This window comes from Hymenobacter sp. NBH84 (genome assembly GCF_014217645.1).
Taxonomy (GTDB): Bacteria; Bacteroidota; Bacteroidia; order Cytophagales; family Hymenobacteraceae; genus Hymenobacter; species Hymenobacter profundi.
Map to the genome: position 1 here is coordinate 3,976,992 of NZ_CP043644.1, position 18,613 is coordinate 3,995,604.

An 18,613-nucleotide genomic window follows, 5' to 3' on the forward strand; every position below is an offset into this window, starting at 1 on the left:
ACCAGCAGTTGCGGCCGCGAAATCGGAATCTTCTTGGTCCCTACCCCGCTCAGGCTGAACGGCGTGGTGCGCTGGCTGATCTGCTGCGATTTCCAGATGTTACCAGCCTTATAAATCAACTGGTACTGCGGTACTTGCGTACCCTGGGGCCGCCAGTAGGTAGCGATATAGGGCGTGCCGGCCGCATCGGTAGTGATAGTGGTTTGGTTGATCAGCTCGCTGTTTTGTGGAATGCGAGCTGCATATTCCGCCGTGGCCTCCGTGATGGGTAGGCGGTAGGTTTCGCCGGTGCTGCGCTGCCAGGTTTTGCCCCCATCCAAAGAGCGGGCGTAGGCCATGTCGTGGTTGCTGGCCACGTTGGGGCTCTCCCGCCACACCCACGACAAATGGATGGCACCCTTGGCATCGATGCAGGCTTGCCAGTAGGCGTTGCGCCGTCCTTCGCCGTCAATTAAAACATCGTGCAGGCGGCGCCACTGCTGGGTTTTGGTGGAGTAGTAGTTCAGGGCCAGGTTGCCGTTGCCGGAGCTGCCATCGCGGTACAGAAACAGCAGGTCGCCCGAGGGGAAACGGTGAAACTCGGGATATGTCACGTTCTTCTCCCGGTCGCCGGTCATGGGCAGCAACTCGCTCATTTCCAGCGAGCCGGGTGCTTTGCTGCGGCAGTAGTGCAAGGGGTTGCCGTGGTGGTCGAAGGAGCAGTGCAGGTAGCCGCGCCCATCTACCATAATGCTGATGACGTTGTGGGCGTCCTGCACCTTGCCCTGGTATTGGGTGCGCTGCACCTGCCACCGCCCGCGGGGTAGGCGGCGCTTGGCCAGCACCACGTAGCCCAGGGAGTCGTAGTAGGCAGTGTACTGCTCCCGGCCGTGCGTCACCACGGAGTTTTTGCGAAATACGGCCCCGTTCACGTTGTTTTTGGCCCAGCCTAGGCCCACGGGCGTTTGGGCGTAGGCAGGCGTAGTGAGTAAAGCGGTGCCGCTTAGCGCCAACGCCAGCAGCCAACGGGAATAGTTCATAGGGTGATTTAGTCCAGAATCAGGGTAGGATTGCTTCGATAGGACGTTACGTTTTTTGAACCTCATGCGCCATCTGGCGTCCGCTTGCCGAAGCATATCTACTGCTGGTACTTATTCACGGTAGAGAGGCTTCGGCAAGCGGACGTCAGATGGCGCATGGCGCATGAGGTTCTTTTAGCTTACTGCTTACCGCCGGCTTTCGGCAATACCTGCGAAGTAGCGCCTTTGCCGGCTTCGCTGCCATTGAGCAGGCGCAGCGTGTAGGTATAGCTGTACTTCTTATCCAACAAGCGGTACTGCTCGTGGGGTAGGGCTCCCCAGCTGTCGTCGCCGCCTACACCACGCTGTTTCAGGTCGAGGTGGAGGTAGGTTTGCTGGTGGGGCGGCAGGTCGGTGGGGTGCTGCTGCTTTTTGGTGAGGCCGGGGTCGAGGTCCTCGGCACGGTAGGGTAGGGCGCTGAAGCTCAGGGGCTGCTGCCCTTCCACGCGCAGGCCCTGGCCGGCGGCATCGGTGAGCGAGAACCAGCGCACATCGGTGTGGTAGCCGTTTTCCTGGGGCCGGATGTACCCCTTCACAAACTGCCCGGCCACTGAGTCCTGGTACGTACCCAGGAAGGTAGCGGTGTTACGGTCCTGGTAGTTTTCCCAGGGGCCGCGGCCGTAGTAGCGCAGCTGATTGTAGCGCTCGGGCAGCTCCAGGCGCATCCCGAAGCGGGGTAGCTCGGGCAAGTCCTTGCCAGTCATGTCGATAGCGGCCGTTACCTGCACGGCGCCATCGGGACCGATGAGGTAGGACACCGTGTAGGGCACGCCTACGGCCGTTAGCATATAGTCTACCTTGATGGGTAGGCCGGCCGCCGACTGCTCGCCTACCGTCACGTTTTTCACCTCGCGGGCGGCGTGGGCCGTGCGCCACACGCCCAGTTGTTGGGGCATGCCGTTGCCGAAGTCGTTATCAGTGGGAGCGCGCCAGAAGTAGGGCTCGGGGAAACTGCCCAGCGTGCGCTGGTCGCCGCGGCGGTAGTCGGTGAGACGGCCTTGCTTGGTGTTGAACTCGCCGCGCACGTCGCCCGATGTGAAGGTCAGTTTATCGCCGTCGCGCTGCACTTGCAGGGTGCCGGTGGTGGCCGGCTTGGCGGCAAAGTAGGTGGCCGCGGGCGTCAGCGTGAACTGCTCGCGGGCTACCTCGTGGCCGGCGGGCAGTAGTGGCGCGGCGGCTTTGGTGGTGGCAAACACGTTCAGCACGTACTCGGTGCCGGGCTCGGTTTTCATCGAAGGTAGGCCCAGCTTCACTTCTTTCTGCTGACCAGCGGCCAGCTTGCCCACGGCAAAGGTGCCGGTTTTGGCTACCGTGCCGTTGCGCAGCAGCTCCCAGCGGAAGGTATAGTCGTTCAGATCGTTAAAGGAAAAACCGTTCAGCACCGTCACGCGGCCATTGGCGGGCTGGGCTGCCGAAAAGCGAATATCCTGGTACACCTTCTTCACCTCCAGCAAGCCAGGGTGCGGCACTCGGTTGGCCGATACCAGACCGTTAGCGCAGAAGTTCTCGTCGTTTTGCAAGAGCAAGCCGCCTAGGTCGCCGCCGTAGGCGTAGAAAATGCGGCCATCGGCGGCGCGGGTTTGCAGGCCCTGGTCTACCCAGTCCCAGATAAAGCCGCCCTGCATATGTGGCTTACTCCGAATCAAGTCCCAGTACTCCTGGAAGTTACCATTGCTATTACCCATCGCGTGCGAGTATTCGCACATGATGAAGGGGCGCTTTTTGTCGGTAGCGGTGGCGTAGGTCTTCATCGAGCTCATGCGGGGGTACATGGGGCACACGATGTCGGTGTTCTCCTGTTCGCCGGCCTGCTCAAACTGCACCGGGCGCGAGGGGTCGCGCTGTTTCAGCCACTTATAGGCGTCGTGAAACACGGGGCCGTTGCCGCACTCGTTGCCCAGGCTCCAGATGATGACCGAGGGATGGTTTTTATCGCGCTCCACCAGCCGCTCAATGCGGTCGAGGTGGGCCGGTGCCCACTCGGGCAGGTAGGCTGGGTGCTTGGTCTTGTCGAACCAGCCCTGCCACTCGGCGCCCATGCCGTGGGTTTCGATGTTGGCCTCGTCTACCAGGTAGAAGCCCAGCTCGTCGCAGAGGCGGTACCACCGCTCGTCGTTGGGGTAGTGCGAAGTGCGCACGGCGTTGACGTTGTGCTGCTTCATCAGGGCCAAGTCCTTGCGCATCAGCTCATCGGTTACCACGCGGCCAGTGGTGGGCTCCAGCTCGTGGCGGTTCACGCCGTGCACCTCCACCGGGCGGCCGTTCACCATCAGCTGAGCGTCTTTGATTTCCACTTTGCGGAAGCCTACCTGGCAGCCCGTCACAGCCAAGGCCTTACCCTGGGCATCTTCCAGCGTCAAGCGGCACTGGTAGAGGGTAGGCACTTCGGCCGACCACGGCCGCACGTTCTTCACGGTGCCGCTCAACTGCACGGTCTCCGCACCAGCGGCCACGGGCTGCTGCTGACGCAGCACGGTTTTGCCGTTGCTGTCCAAGATTTCCGCCGTGAGGCGAGCCGGAGTACCAGCCGCCGCGCCAAAGTTGCGCAGGGTGACATCGGCCGAAAACTGGCCGTTTTTGTAGGTAGGGTCGAGGTCGGCGTGGGTGAAGAAGTCCCAAATCGTGCGCTGGGGTAGGCTGTAGAGGTACACGTCGCGGTCGAGGCCGGAGAGGCGCCAGAAGTCCTGGTCTTCGAGGTAGCTACCGTCGTGCCAGCGCGTAACCTGCACGGCCAGCGTGTTCTCGCCCTCTTTTAGGTACTTCGTGATATCGAACTCAGCCGGCGACTTCGCCACCTTGCTCATGCCCACACGCTGCCCGTTCACATACACCACCGCATAGCCCGAGATGGAGCCGAAGTTCAGCAGCACTTCCCTACCCGCCCAGGCGGCGGGCACCGTGAAGGTGCGCCGGTAACTCCCTACCGGGTTGTCGCGTCCCCCAATAAAGGGCGGATTCTTAGGAAATGGGTACGTGATATTGGTGTAGATGGGCGTGCCGAAGCCCTTCATCTCCCAGTTGGAGGGCACCGCAATGCTGGCCCAGCCTTTGTCGTCGAAGCCGGGCTGCTGGAAGGTAGTAGGGCGCTCGGCGGGGCGAGGCACATAGTTGAACTTCCACTGCCCGTTCAACGACTGGTAGTAGGGCGAGCGGGCGTAGTCGTTGGCGGCCACGTCGGCGGCCTTGTCATACACCATGAAGCTGGCGTGGGGCTTCTCTTTGTTCTGCTCAAACACCCGCGGGTTTTCCCACTCGTTGGGTGTGTTTTGAGCGGTAGCCGCGCCGCTGGTTAGGAGCAGGGCGGCCGTTAGAAAGTGAACGTTGCGCATTGAATAGATGAGGTAAAGCGAGGCCGCTGGCGGTGTGGTTGGCACCGCGCCGTGTGTCTCAGAAATGCATAGGCAATACTACGCCACTACCCGCGGAGCAACCGGGGGTATTTCGGGAGAATGGCGGGGTGATATTCGTCGGGTGGAAAGGTGCGTGCACTCTAGCGCTTGCCCACGTAGCGATACATCTCGCTGGAGGCCAGCAGGAAAGCCCCTACCCCAAAGTTGGAGGTAGAGTTTTTATCGACCACCTGGCCGGGAATGGCTTTTTCGCCGATGGGCTGCACGTAGCCGATAGTGCCGTCGGGTTGCAGGGCCGTGGTAGTGAGGTACTGCCAACCTTTCATGGCGGTGGGCAGGTACTCTTTGCGGTCCAGCACGCCGTGATTAATGCCCCACAGGTAAGCGAAAGTGTTGAAGGCCGTGCCGCTGGTTTCGGGGCCGGGGGCGTGCGCAGGGTCCAGGAGGCTGCGCGTCCAGTAGCCTTCCGGCTGTTGGGCCTGCTTGAGGGCGGCGGCCAGGCCGCGGTATTTGCTCAAGTACTCGTCGCGGTGGGGGTCGGTGGCGGGGAGGTCTTGTAGTACGCGGGCCAGGCCAGCAAACACCCACCCATCACCGCGCGCCCAAAAGTCCTTCTTGCCGTTCGCCGATTTGTGCTGGGGGTACACGTACTTGGCGTCGCGGTAGTACAGGCCGGTTTCCTGGTCGTACATGATGCTGTTGGCGTAGCTGAAGTACTCGTGCAGCTTCGTCAGGTACTGCGGGTTGTTGGTGATGGTATAGAGCTTGGTCATCACGGGCATCACCATGTAGAGGCCATCGGCCCACCACCAGTAGTCGTTTTGGGGGGTGCTCATCTCGTACTCCATCACCTCGCGGGCGCGGGCAATGCGCTGGGGCTCGGGCTTCAGCTTATACAGGTCGGCGTAGGTTTGAAAGCAGATCTGCCAGTCGCCAAACAGCACGTGGTCAGGCGTTTCGCCGTACTTGTACTTCCAGGTGGCTCTGTCGTCGGAGGTAGCGCCTTTCCACTGGTTGTGCTCGGCCCACGTTTCGGAATACTGCCGGTATTTCTCGTCTTCAGTGACGGCATAGGCCGCCATGTTGCCGGTGTGGTAGGCAGCCACGTCCCAAAACGCCCGTTCTTGCGGCGGGTGCGTGGCCTGCCAGTGGTCATTCACCTTCGTAATGAGGGCCAGCACCTCGGCCTTTTTCGGCTGCATGTAGGAAGTGGCAGCCGTTTGGGAAGTAGTGCAGGCGGTGGGTAGCCCCAGCAGCAGGGTAGCGCCGAGTAGGTAGGTCGGAAGGCGGTTCATGGGGTGAAAGAGGGAGTTTGCAGAAAATAGTTGCCGTCCGCCGGTCCGACGCCTGCGGCGTCGGACCGGCGGACGACCTTTACGGCTGGTAGGGCTTGCCCAGCACCAGCTTGTTGCCCGACACATCCACCGCAAACAGGTGCGGCACGCGGTGGTAGCGGCCCTTGATGTCCTGGTGGCTGTGCGCGGCCATCAGGAGCTTGCCATCGAGGGTGCGAAACAGCATGCCGTGGCCATAGTTGGGCGGGGTAATGGGGTCTTTTTCCTGCACCCAGGGGCCATCGAGGGTGCCGCTGGTGGAGTAGGCCACGCCTTGCGTGTACACGTCGTAGATCCAGCTGGTCCAGATCATGCCCAGGCGGCCGGTGCCGGTCCGGAACAGGTAGGGGCCGTCGGTTACTTTGTTGGGGCGGGCCGGGCCGGTGCGCGGGTTTTCGCGGCTCCAGGGCGAGTCGCTAGCCCGAAACAGCACCTTGCTCTCCCCTACCGTACCGCTCAGATCAGGCTTCAGCTGAATTTTCTCGATGGTGCCATTCTGGTTTTGCAGCCACTCGTGGCAGTATACCATGTAGGGCTTTTTGTCCATATCTACCCACAGCGTAGCGTCGAGGGTAGGTTTGTTAGCGGGCAGGTAGGTGGCGTCGCCGCCGGGAACGGGCACGTAAGGGCCACCCGGCTGGTTGCTGACCAGCACGTGGCAGGCCCGGCGTTCAATCGGCGTACCCTGCACTGTATCAATCTTGACGGCTTGGTTGGTGAAGGTGGCAAAGTAGTAGTACTTGCCCTGGTACGGGTGGATTTCAGCGGCCCAGATCATCGGTTTCGGCCCCATCCAGGAAGTAGGATCAGGCTGGGCCACGGAATAGGGTCCCGACCAGCGCTTCATGTCCGGGCTTTTCCAGAGCAGGCCGCCGGTGCCGGTCATGTAGTACTGCTTAGTCTTCGAGTCAGCGAGGATAAACGGGTCGCTCAGCCGGATGGAATCCAGCGGCACGTTCTGCCGGATAACTGGTTTTTTGGCTTGCTGCGCCTGCGCGGCGACTGGCAACAACAGCAAGCTGCTTATTATCAAACGTATAGCGAATTTCATTATCGTTTCTCTTTGTATAGTTGTTGCTGCTATCGGTGGGCCGGGGGTGGAGTTACCGTTGCACTGGCTGAATACCGGCGTGGGTAGGCGCCACCGGCTTGATACTGCCGTCGGCATTAAATTCTATTTTATCGATGCACACCTCGCGGTTGTAGCCAGCGGCGTCGCCCATTTTGATGCCTTTGGGATAGGTGAAGCGGTGGTAGACCAGGTACCACTCGTCGCGGCCGGGCACCTGAATGGTGCTGTTGTGGCCGGTGCCGTAGATACCCTGCGCCGGGTCTTTAGTGATTACTAGGTTGTTGGCGGGCACCGTAATCTTGCCCAGCGGCGTGGTGGAGGTGCCGTAGCGCACCTGGTAGTTGGGCGAGCGGGTGTCGTCCTCGCTCCACATAAAGTAGTAGGTGCCGTTGCGGAAGAACACGTGAGCGCCCTCGCGGAACGTCTTGTCGGGCGTCATCACCTGCGTGGTGCCGGGCTTCAGGCTTACCAAGTCGTCGTTCAGCTCGGCGCCGGCCATGTAGCCGTTGCCCCAGTACAGGTAGAGCTTGCCGCTCTGCGGGTCGCGGAACACGGCGGGGTCTATCTGCTGGCCGCCCTTCACGCCCTCAGGAAGTTGGTTGAGTAGCGGCTTGCCGGTGTCCTTGAACGGGCCGGTAGGGCTATCCGACAACGCTACCCCGATCTTCGCGCCTGCGCAGAAATAGTAGGCGTAGCGGTAGCCAGTGGCGGTTTTCTGCTCGATAATGCAGGGTGCCCAGGCGTTTTTGTGCTCCCAGCTCACGTCGCGGTTCAGGTCCAGAATCACGCCTTCGTCCTTCCAGTTCACCAAGTCGGGAGAGGAAAACGTTCTGAAGTAGGTGCCCGACCAGCCCGTGAAGCCGTCGGAGGTAGGGTAGATGTAGAACTTGCCGGTTTTCTCGGAGTGCAGGATGGCCGGGTCGGCGTAGTAGCCGTTCAGGGCCGGGTTGTGCGTTTCGGTGACGGACACCGCGTAGGTGCGCTGCTGGCTGCCCTGCCCTACCGTGTAGGTCACGGGGCCCTTGGCGAAGTTCTGCGGGCCGCTGGGCTTCACCGTCAGACCAAACGTGGTCAGCTGCGGATCAAACTGTTGCAGGCTGGTACCCGGCAGCGCCAAGTAGGCCACCTTGGCGGCCGCGCTGTCTACCACGGTGTTCTGCTGCCGGATAGCCTTGTTCTGGGCCGTGCCGAATAGGTCAGCTGGTGTTAGCCAGCGGGCGGCCAGGCGGGTGGCTTCCTCGGCGGTAATGGGTAGCACGGTGCCGTGGCGGGGGTGGAAGTTCATCTGCACCTCGTCGTCAATCACCTTGAAATACTCGAAATCCGACGTGCGCGTGAATTGGTAGCGGCCCTTGCCGTACACGTCGTACATCAAGATGTAGTCGGTGCTGTTGTTGAGCTTGAAGGTGCCCGCACCCTCCACGGCCTCTTTGGTTTGCTGCACGTAGGGGTCGCGCTGCTTATAGCCCTCGGTCAGCTTATCCGACACGGCCACTTTGATGCCGTTGCCCTGGCCTTCGGTCTTGAAGAAGAGGTAGTACTTGCCGTCTTTCTCCGCAATGTCGCCATCAATACAAGAGCCGTTGGTGGGTGAGAAAAACAGCTGTTTGGGCTCGCCTTCCAGGTCCGTAAAGTCCTTGTTGGCGTAGGCGTAGTAGATTTTATCGGGCTCCGAGCCATACTGCAAGGAGAAGTACACCATATACTTCTTGGCCTTGGCGTCGTAGATGGTTTGCGGGGCCCACACCCGCTTCAGGTTTTCTTGGTTGGGATATTTCTTCTGAATGTTGACGACGCTGGATTTCCAGTTGATCAGGTCGTTGGACTTCAGCAGCACCATGCCCCGGTTGCTGCTCCAGCCCTTGGCCGACACCATATCGGTAGCCACCATGTAGAAGGTCTTGCCGTCGTGGCCGCGCAAAATGTGCGGGTCGCGCACGCCGCCTGTCTCGCTGATGGCCGCCGAGCTGACGATGGGCCGGTTGCCGTTGAGGGCCGTGTAGTGGTAGCCATCCTGACTGAGCGCGAAGCGGATGGCTTCCTGCTTTTTGTCGTTGCCGGTGAAGTAGGTGAATAGGTAGGCAGTGGTTTTCGGTGGCTTGGCGGCGAGCTTCGCGGGGCCTACCATCGCAAGCACCAGCAACACCCCGGCCATGCGTCCGAAGGAGCGGTATTGACCGGTGCCGGCGTGGGTGGCACACCAGCGGCGAAATGTAGAAAGAGAGAACGTCATCATAGGGAAAGAAAAGTATCGAAGTGGGCGCAACGCAAAAGAGTCAAATTTTGGGAGGGGAGCCAGTGCGGGCCGCGCAAAGGCTAATTTGCCCCCCTTCTTTGACCGTTCCGCCGCTACTGTGGGGCCGCAGCGGCAAGATCTAATTGGCCGCTAGCTGATAGGCACGCCCTTTCTTGGCCTCGAATACCAGCACATAGCCACGGGCATCGTGGGTAGGGGCGGCCCGTACGCCCTTGATGCGAAAGGGCCGGGCAGCCCGCACCACGCACCGCCCCCCGGCCAGCGCCGCGAGGGTAGCCGTTTGCAGCTGGCCGTGTTGCCAAGCCATACCCACCTCGAAGCCGCCGCGGGCGCGCAGCCCCCGCACCTGGCCCGTATTCCAGGCCGCGGGGAGGGCTGGCAGCAACTCGATTTCGCCCAGGTGGCTTTGCAGCAACAGCTCGGCCATGCCCGCAGTACCCGCAAAGTTGCCGTCAATCTGAAACGGCGGGTGGGCATCGAACAGGTTGGGGTAGGTGCCCCCGGCGCCCCTACCCTTGGCGGGCATGTAGCGCAACAGCTGCCGGATGAGCGTGTAGGCGTGGTCTCCGTCGCGCAGGCGGGCCCACCAGTTTATTTTCCAGGCCTTGCTCCACCCTGTGCCCTCGTCGCCGCGGATTTCCAGCGTCTTGCGGGCCGCCCGAAACAGCTCGGGCGTTTGGGCCTCCGAGAGCTGCCGGCCGGGGTGCAGCCCAAACAGGTGCGACACGTGGCGGTGGTGCGGGTCGGTTTCGGGGAAGTCGCGGTACCACTCCAGCAGCTGGCCCTGGGCACCCACGCGCGGCGGGTACAGCCGCGCCCGACTGGCCAGCAGCTGGGCGCGCAGTTCAGCATCTACCCCCAACACCTGCGAGGCCTCGATAACGTTGGTAAACAAATCCCAGATGATGGCCATGTCCATGGTAGTGGCCACTGACACACTCTGCGCCTTGCCGTTCTGGTCTTTGAACAGGTTTTCGGGCGAGGTAGAGGGGGCCGTCACGAGGTAGCCGTCGGGGCCTTCTACCAGCCAATCGAGGCTGAATAGAGCGGCTTGCTTCATCAGAGGGTAGGCCTGCTCGGCTAGGTAGCGCTTGTCTTGAGTGAAGGCGTAATGCTCCCACAAGTGCTGGCTCAGCCAGTTGCCGCCCATGGCCCAGTTGGCCCACACTGGGTCGCTGTGGCCTACGTCGCCCACGGGGCTGGTGGTGGCCCAGATGTCGGAGTTGTGGTGCGCTACCCAGCCGCGGGCGCCGTAAAACTCGCGGGCCGTGTGGGTACCGGCCTTCGCCAGATCGTGCAGCCAGCGCAGCAGCGGCTCGTGCAGCTCGCTCAGGTTGGTCACCTCGGCAGGCCAGTAGTTCATCTGGGTGTTGATATTGATGGTGTAGTTGGAGCTCCAGGGCGGGCGCACCTCCCGGTTCCAGATGCCTTGCAGGTTGGCCGGCGGCCCACCCGGCCGCGACGACGCCAACAGCAAGTAGCGCCCGTACTGGAAATACAGCGTTTCCAGGGCCGGGTCATAGGCGCCGCGGGCGTAGGCTTGCAACCACTCGTCGGTGGGTAGGGCCGGGGCGGGGCGCCCGGTGGTGTCGGCCACGACCAGCGCCACGCGGCCCAGGTAGCGCTGCACGTCGGCCACGTGGGCCCGCTGCAATGCCCCAAACGACTTGCTCGCTGCCCGCTGCATCGCCTCAGCCGCCAAGGCTTTCTCGTCACGGCCTTCCTGGTCCGGGCACTTATCGAAGCCGTTGAAGCTGGTAGCGGCCACCACGTACAGCACTACCTCGTTAGCTTGCTCAATGTGCAGCCCCGCCGGACCAGCCGATACGCGCCCGCCCGGCGCTACGGCCCGAATGCGGTACTGAAACCGCATGCCCCAGCAGCCGCTGGTATCGGCGTACACGATGTGCTCCCGGTCTTTGGGGTTGTAGTAGTTCGGGTCGACGTGCGCAGGGGCTTTGCCGCTCACCACCAATTCCTGGCCTTGCTCCACGGCCCAGCTGTGATGCAGCGGGCTGTTGGCAGCTATATCCAGCGTGAGAGCGTGGGCCCGGCTGGCCCGCAGGCGCACCAGCAGCACGTTGGCCGGCGCCGAGGCCAGCACCTCGCGGGTGTACTCTACCCCGCCCACGGTGAAGCGCGTCGTAGTCGTGGCCGATGGTAAATCCAGCTCCCGGCGGTAGGCGGTAGGGGTAGCGACGCCCAGGTCTTGCTGCAACACCAGGTCGCCCAGCGGCAGGTACGATTCGGTGAACAGGCCCTGCATGTGCCGCACCAGTTCGTCGGCCTTGCCATAATCTTGCTCGCGCAGCAAGGCCTCGCGCACCTGCGGCAGGTAGGAAGCCGCCTGCGGATTAACACTGGCCGGCACAGGACCGCCGCTATATAAAGTGCTTTCATTCAGCTGAATCAACTCTTTCTCCACACCACCAAACACCATAGCCCCTACCCGGCCATTGCCTACGGGCAAGGCTTCTACCCACTCCGTGGCCGGCTTGCTGTACCACAGCTTCAGGTCGGCGGGGGGCGCGCTGGCTCTTGGGAGTCTTAGCGGTAGCCGGATTGCCATAAGGGTGCCCTTCCTGACTGCGTACGGCGGGGGTGGTAGCAGCGGCTGGCAGCGCCAGCAGCCCCCACAGAACCAACAGACAGAGAGAGTATTTCATCAGGAGAATATCAAGCGAGAAGATAAATAACACAGCACGCAGGTGCCGGGCTGGCAACAGTTCCGCCCCGACCGCCTACCCTCCAAACGGCATAGGGAGGCAACGCCCTGTAAGAGGTTCGGTAAGTTATAGCTTCACAGTTAGCTTCTTGCCCGCATAGCGCACTTCCTTGGCGGGCTCGGTGCCCTCGCCTACCCCGGTGCCGTGCTGCTCATCTACCAGTACCACCCGGAAGGTGCGCTCCTGCGCCATGCCCGGAAACGAACCAGCGCGGTTTTCTACTGTCAGCTGCCGGGCCTTGTCGTTCCAGCGCATTTGGATGGTAGCGTAGGCTCCTTTTTCGTAATTGTAGTTGTCGTTTTCGTCTTCGTAGAGCATGAATTCGCCATTGGCACCCGGATACACGCGGATTTCCAGGGGCGCGTCGGGCTTCTCGCCGGTGTACTGTTGCAGCGGCCCCAGGGGCAGCACGGCGCCGGCGCGCACGTAGAGCGGCATCAGGTCGATGGGGGTGGCACGCTGCACGGTTTGCCCGCCGTTGTGGCGCTTGCCCGTCCAGAAATCCACCCAGCTCGTGCCAGCGGGCAGGTACACCTCGGTGGTTTTCGTTTGCGAGAAATCGGGTGGCACGGGCTGGTTTTTGTCGGGCCGGTTTACGTACTGCGCTTCCACTACGGGGCGCACCAGCAGAGCCGGGCCAAACATGTACTCCGAGCTCATGTCCGTCACCTTCGGGTCGGCGGGGAAGTCCATTAGCAGGGCCCGCATCAGGGTGCCGGCGCGGCTGGTTACGCCCCAGGCATTGGCGTAGAGGTAGGGCTGCAAGCGGTAGCGCAGGTCGATGAACTTTTTCTGCGCATCAAACGCCCAGCTGCCTTTCTCGCCGAACTGATAAATCTCGCGGGGCGTATACTCGCCGTGGGCGCGCATCATGGGCGTGAGGGCCGCAAACTGCTGCCAGCGCGTAAACAGCTCCTGAAACGCCGGGTCCTGCACGCCCTTCGGATACTCGCCGGAGGGGAAAAAGCCGCCGATGTCGCTGTTCCAGTACGGGAAGCCGGCCAGGCTCAGGCTGAGCGCGGCGGCCGGCTGCTTGGCCAGCACATCCCAGCGCGAGTTCACATCACCCGACCACACCATAGTACCATTGCGCTGCTGCCCGGCAAAGGCCGAGCGCGTGAGGATGAACACGCGCTTGGCTTCGCTGGCCTCGCGCTGGTGCTTGTACACGCCGGTGGTACTCATGAGGGGGTAGGCGTTGCGCACCCGCCGGAAGCTACCCAGCGCCGTTTCGTTGTCGTCGTCGGTATCGAAGGGGGTGAGCTGATCGGGTTCGGTGGCATCGAGCCACCAGCCATCCATGCCCAGGCGGAAGATGTTCTTGTTCAGGTAGCTCCAGTAGATGTCGCGGGCGGCGGGGTCGAAAGCGTCGTAGACTTTCACGTGGGGCGTGCGCGGCCAGGTGATAAAGTCGAAGAGCATGTCCTTGGCGGCCAGCTCCTGATAGATCTTGGTCTTTTTGCCGAACGAGGGCCACACCGAAATAATCTGGTGGGCATGGAGCTGGTGCACCTCGTCTACCATGCCCTGCGGATTGGGAAAGCGCGGGTTGCCAAACTCGGTGGAGTTCCAGAAGTCGTTGTTTTCGCCCCAGTACTGCCAGTCCTGCACAATGCCATCGAGGGGCACGCCCAGGGCGCGGTATTTCTTCACTACGCCCACCGTCTCGTCCTGGCTCCGGTAGCGCTCCTTACTTTGCCAGAAGCCCAGCGTCCAGCGCGGAAACATAGGGGCTTGCCCGGTGAGGCGGCGGTATTGTGCCACCACGCCATCGGCCGTGCCGTTGCCGTTCAGCAGGTAGTAGTCGGCGCAGTCGCCTACCTCCGAATCGAATAGCGTACCTTGTTCATTGTCAGTAAATTGCATGGTTGAGTAGTTGTCCCAGAACACGCCGTAGCCTTTGCCCGAGTGCAGCACCGGCACGGCAATATCGAGGTTTCGCTGTTTCAGCAGCACCTTCTGGCCGCGGTAGTTGAGGTGCCCGTCCTGGTGCTGGCCCAGCCCGTACACCGGCTCGTTGGGCGCCAGCTGAAACAGCTGCCGCACGCGGTAAGTAGCGGCACCCAGATCCTGCTTGCCCGTGAAGCGCGAGCCGTTGGCTTTCTCGCTGATCAGCGGCTGCCCTTTAGCGGTGAGAAAACGCACCTGCCCGGTTTTCGGATCGATGCGCACCTCGGTGCTCGGGCTGCTTAGGCTGATGAGGCCGTTTTTGCTGCTGTATTTCAGTTTGCCCGGCGCGGGCGTTTGTATCACTACCAGACTCTTGCGCTCGTTTTCCTTGCCCTTCGGAAACTTTACCACCCGCACAATGTCGGGGCTGTAGAATTGCACCCGCACCGTGAGCGAGTCGGTGGAAAGTTGCAGGCCGGTGGCGGTTTTCTGGTATTGCTGGGCGTGGGCAGCGGGCACCAGCAGCAGGCCGAGCGCCACCGAAAACAGCGGGTGTAGAGTGGATGTGGCCAAAAGAACGATAGGTTAAGTGTATGTCAGAATAGTAGTTCGTGTAAAGCGGTGTTGTAGAGACGCATACTTGCGTCTTGTCGTCCGCGCCGCGTTGCCGATGTCGTTCAACGATGAGACGCAAGTATGCGTCTCTACACCGCTACCCAAGGTATTATTCCAAACGCGCGACGCCCCACCTACCCCACGGATTCCCACGGCCGCTGAGTAAGTTATCTATAATGAGGACTAGAGCTGGGCACGGCTGCTTCCCTAAATATACAGCCGCGCCCAATCCCCCACTAGTAGGAACGCCACGCGTTATGCATAATATTATCGGTTGATTATCAATGCTTTATTGTTTTCTTTTGACCGTTTGCCATGGTCAAAGTGATGATACCGGATTGAGCGTCGTAATGAATATTTTTCACGGGTAGCATCTCTTTGTTCGTCCATTTCTCGCCCGATTTTTTCCAGAGCAGCAAGGTGCTGAATACAACGGGGTGGTGGTTGGGCGAGGTGGTGCCCACGGCATTGAGCACGGTGCTTTGGATGGCGGCCGGGTGCAGCCCCGTGGCGTCCACCACCTGCGTTTCCGACCACCCGCTGAGCGGCACCAGCGCCAGTTGGTAGGTGCCGTTGTCGATGATTTGGGCCGTGTAGCTCCCTACCTTGCGCGTGCTGCGCCGGATGGTGCCCGCGAGTTTGGGTAGGGCGTAGTGCCCCAGGCGCAGGTCGGTGGCCGCGGGGCTCTGGCCTACGTCTACCCGCAAGATGCCGTTGGGGAGGGGCATTTCGGCCAGGTGCAGCTGCACGTTTTTATCGGTTTCGAGCACAGCGTCGCGGTAGTACACGCCGTCTTCAAACTTCTTGAAGGTGTAGAGGCGCAGGGGCTCCCACTTGCTGTCCTTATTTTTGAACACATAGTTCATGGCTACTTCGCCGTTGGGGCCATCGGCCTGCCACGGAAAGGCGCTGTTGTAGCTCAAGCGGTTGTAGTTCTCGTCGCCGCGGTAGGGGTCGGAGCTATCCTGGTGGCAGGGGGCACGCAGCTCAGCCGCGCCGGTGTTGGGGTAGTCGGTGATGAGGATGTTGGGGCCGGGCTCAAACTTGTTGAATACCGTGCCTTTGGCCAGGGCCGGGGTAGCCCAGGCGCCTTCGTTTTCGGTGGCGGTCCAGAAAGGCGAGTCGGCGGGCACCAGCAGGCCCAGAAAAGCCTTGGCCATCCAGTACACGCTACCCCGACAGCTATACGGCTGCACAGCTGGCTCGAAGGAACCGTAGAAGCCCAGCGTGGGCACATTATCTTCCAGAAAATCGGGGTGTTGCAAGAATTGCAGCATGGCGCCTGAGGCAATGCGCCGCATCCAGCCGAAGTTGGTATCGGCGGCGGGGCGCAGGCCCATCAGCGGAAACGGCACTACCGCCGCAAAGCGGTACGTAATGCTGCGGCCCCACATAATCAGGTGTCCATCGCGCCCAAACTGGTAGGGGTAGGTGTCGCGCAACGGGGCGAAGTTCTCGTTGAGCTTCGCCGCAATTTCGGGGTAGTGCTGGTGCCCGTAGTACTCACTCCACAGCCGGCCGTACATCTGAAATGCCCACATGCTGTAGTAGTCGTAGGTAGGCGCGTCGTTGTACCAGCCCTGGCCATCGTAGTGGGTCAGTTGCTTTTGCAGGTATTCTTCCAGCAGCGGCTTGTTGACCTGGTAGCCGCGACTCTCGAAAAAACTGAGGATGAAGATGTTGAAGTAGCGCCAGTTTTGGGGTACCGTGGGGCCGTCGCCATAGCTGAGCATGGTGGCGGCCAGGGCGTCTTTGGTGGCCTGGGGCAGCGGGTCCCACAGCACCTCGGGGGCGGCAAACAGGGCCACGCCCAGCCCGCCAAACTCCACCAGAATCTGGCTGGGACCACCATTTTGAGCGCGGGGCCGGATGTAGCTAGGACTTTTCGGATCGACGAGCAGCGCCAGTTGGTGGCGGTAGTAGTCGGCTACCTTCACGCCATTGAGCGTGAGGTTGGGGTCTTCTTTCAGCAGCGGCGCGGCCATAAACAGGGTGCGGCACAAGCCCTCCAGCTTTCTCGGTGGGCACCTGGCCCTCGTTGCGGGGGTAGCTCTTGCCTGGCTCCTTCGGAAACTGCATGGGGTCGTCGAGCTTCTGCACATAGCTGAATGCGCCGCCGAGCAGGTAGCGGGCGGCGTCCTGCCAATGCCGGCGCGTCATGCCCGTGAAGGGACTCAGGCGCTTGTCGGGCTGCTGCACCGCAAAGGGCGGCAGCTTGGCAGGGGCCGGCGCCACATGCGTATCGAAGTAGGTAGGCGAGGTGGTTTGGGCCAACCCAGGGGTAGGCGCCAGCCACCCGCCTACTCCTAGCAAGCCCACAAGGGCAGAGCGAAGGAGTGTAGCAGGAGAAGGTGTAAGCAAGAAGGAGCGTTGGGTGGGAATAGGCACGGATTAGTTGGTCTTGCGGGCTTCGCCTTCCGGCTTCAGCACGTTCAGAATGGGTTTGTCGAGGCCGGTGAGCTGGTCTTGTTCGGGTTTCAGCAGCTCCAATACCACTACATCGTTGCGGCCTTTCTTCAGCCACTCGGCGGGCGCATACACGGTTTGCTGAGGGCCGGTTTCCCAGTAGCGGCCCAGGTGGTGGCCGTTCAGCCACACGCTGCCCTTGCCCCACTGGCTCATATCGAGGTAGGTGTCGGCGGGGGTAGCGAGCGTGAAGGAGCCGCGCCGCAGCACTGGCCCGTTGCCGGCAGAGGCGCGGCTGGCTTTGGTGGCCGTTACCTTCGAAATATCATCGAACGGCAGCGGGAAGTGCTGCCAGCCGGTCAGCTCCTGACCCGCAAACGTCACCTGCTCCGTAATACCCTTGCGGTTCTGCAACAGATAGGCGCCGAAGTTGATGCGGCCCAGGTTTTCCACCAGAATATCCAGCGTGGCGGTACCGGCGGGCAGGGTGATGGTGGCTTCCTGGTGCTCGCCCTTGCGGCGGTCCAGCACGGCCACGCGCTGGCCGTTCACCAGCACCACGGCGTAGTCGCGCAGCTCGGTCAGGCTGAGCACGCCCGTGCGGCCGCCCGGTACCTGGGTGCGGTAGAGCACGAAGCCGTAAGGCTGGTGCAGGTCCTCAAACGTCTGGGGTTTGGCAATGGTCACGGCTTTGGGCAGCACGCTCAGCAGTGGGGTAGCCTGGCTCAGACTAACAGCCGGAATGCGGGTAGTTGGCTTGGCCGCAGGCACGGCGGGCAGTTTGGTGCCCGCGGGCAAGTGCTTCTCTATCACCTGCCGAAACGCCAGAAACTTAGGGGTAGCATTGCCGGCTTCGTCCAGGGGCGCATCGTAGTCGTAGCTGCTGATCTGGGGTTCGTAGCGCGTGCCTTCGCCCTTGTAGTTGGCGCCGTTCATAAACCCGCGCGTGGTGCCCCCATGAAACATGTACATGTTGATGGACACACCCGCCGCCAGCACTGAATCGAGGCGGCCGGCGTACTTCTCGGCCGGCACGGTGTGGTGGGGTGCGCCCCACCAGTCGAACCACGCGGGGTACCACTCGGCAATGAAGTAGGGGCCTTTGCCGGCGTGGTTGTCGCGCACAATCTTCTTCACTTGGTCGGGCTTGTCGAGGCCGTTCACGGCGGGCAGCAGGCCGGGTAGGTGGCCTTTCGCCACGTCGGCGGCTGGGTCGCAGGTGTAGAGCAGCCCATCGAAGCCCGCCTCGCGGAACAGCTTTTGGTTCTGGGCGAGGTACTCCTTGTCGGCGCCGTAGGAGCCGTATTCGTTTTCCACCTGCACCATCAGCACCGGGCCGCCGTGGTTCACCTGCAAGGGCGCCAGCTGTTTGGCTACGGCATTGAGGTAGCGCTTGTAGGCAGCTACGTACTGCGGCTCCTGGCTGCGCACCTTCAGGCCAGCCAGGTTTTGCAGCCAGTAGGGGTAGCCGCCAAATTCCCACTCGGCGCACACGTAGGGGCTGGGCCGCAGCACCACCCACAGGCCTTCTTCCTGGGCCATCTTCACAAAGGCGGCCACATCGTGGTTGCCGCTGAAATCGTACTTGCCGGGCTCCGGCTCGTGCGCATTCCAGAACACGTAGGTGCCGATGGTGTTCAGGCCCATGGCCTTGGCCATGCGCATGCGCTGGCGCCAGGCCTCACGCGGCACGCGGGGGTAGTGCATCTCCCCCGAAATCATCTGAAAGGGCTTGCCGTCGAGCAAAAAGTGCTCGTCGCCCAGCGCAAAGGTGTGCTTGGTCGTCGCAGGGGCAGGAAGGGTTTTCTTTGCAGGCTTGGTTTGCGCCTGCGTGGTGGTGGCAAGCGTGGAGAGGCTAAGGCCGCCCAGCAGCAGCGCCCGCACAAGTGTCTGGTTCAGCACGGC

The 18,613-nt window shown here is 61.9% G+C and carries 8 protein-coding genes and 1 pseudogene; all 9 read right to left on the minus strand.

What is annotated here, in order from left to right; translation table 11 throughout:
• Nucleotides 1–83: 83 nt before the first annotated feature.
• Nucleotides 84–1,115: pseudogene (locus F1C16_RS23380) on the minus strand (BNR repeat-containing protein); the annotation flags it as partial.
• A gap of 83 nt (nucleotides 1,116–1,198) precedes the next feature.
• Nucleotides 1,199–4,387, minus strand: coding sequence for a glycoside hydrolase family 2 TIM barrel-domain containing protein (locus F1C16_RS16725; protein ID WP_185281756.1), 3,189 nt, complete (start codon nucleotides 4,385–4,387; stop codon nucleotides 1,199–1,201).
• A 161-nt stretch (nucleotides 4,388–4,548) separates the two neighbouring features.
• Complete coding sequence (locus tag F1C16_RS16730) at nucleotides 4,549–5,703, minus strand: glycoside hydrolase family 88 protein (protein ID WP_185281757.1); 1,155 nt, start codon at nucleotides 5,701–5,703, stop codon at nucleotides 4,549–4,551.
• Nucleotides 5,704–5,782: 79 nt separating this feature from the next.
• A complete protein-coding gene (locus tag F1C16_RS16735) occupies nucleotides 5,783–6,793 on the minus strand; it encodes a glycoside hydrolase family 43 protein (protein ID WP_219733343.1) in 1,011 nt (336 codons plus the stop codon).
• A 52-nt stretch (nucleotides 6,794–6,845) separates the two neighbouring features.
• Nucleotides 6,846–9,050, minus strand: coding sequence for a family 43 glycosylhydrolase (locus tag F1C16_RS23100; RefSeq protein ID WP_258048942.1), 2,205 nt, complete (start codon nucleotides 9,048–9,050; stop codon nucleotides 6,846–6,848).
• Between the two features lie 139 nt (nucleotides 9,051–9,189).
• Nucleotides 9,190–11,640 (minus strand): glycoside hydrolase N-terminal domain-containing protein, encoded by a 2,451-nt coding sequence (locus F1C16_RS16745; RefSeq protein ID WP_185281758.1) that lies wholly within the window; start codon nucleotides 11,638–11,640, stop codon nucleotides 9,190–9,192.
• 223 nt (nucleotides 11,641–11,863) lie between these two features.
• The gene (locus tag F1C16_RS16750; RefSeq protein WP_219733344.1) at nucleotides 11,864–14,260 is read right to left on the minus strand and encodes a TIM-barrel domain-containing protein; all 2,397 of its coding nucleotides are present in this window, start codon (nucleotides 14,258–14,260) and stop codon (nucleotides 11,864–11,866) included.
• 323 nt (nucleotides 14,261–14,583) lie between these two features.
• Nucleotides 14,584–16,404 (minus strand): DUF2264 domain-containing protein, encoded by a 1,821-nt coding sequence (locus F1C16_RS16755; protein WP_185281759.1) that lies wholly within the window; start codon nucleotides 16,402–16,404, stop codon nucleotides 14,584–14,586.
• A gap of 289 nt (nucleotides 16,405–16,693) precedes the next feature.
• On the minus strand, nucleotides 16,694–18,610 hold the full coding sequence (locus F1C16_RS16760) for a beta-galactosidase family protein (RefSeq protein ID WP_219733345.1): 1,917 nt from the start codon (nucleotides 18,608–18,610) through the stop codon (nucleotides 16,694–16,696).
• Nucleotides 18,611–18,613: the final 3 nt, after the last annotated feature.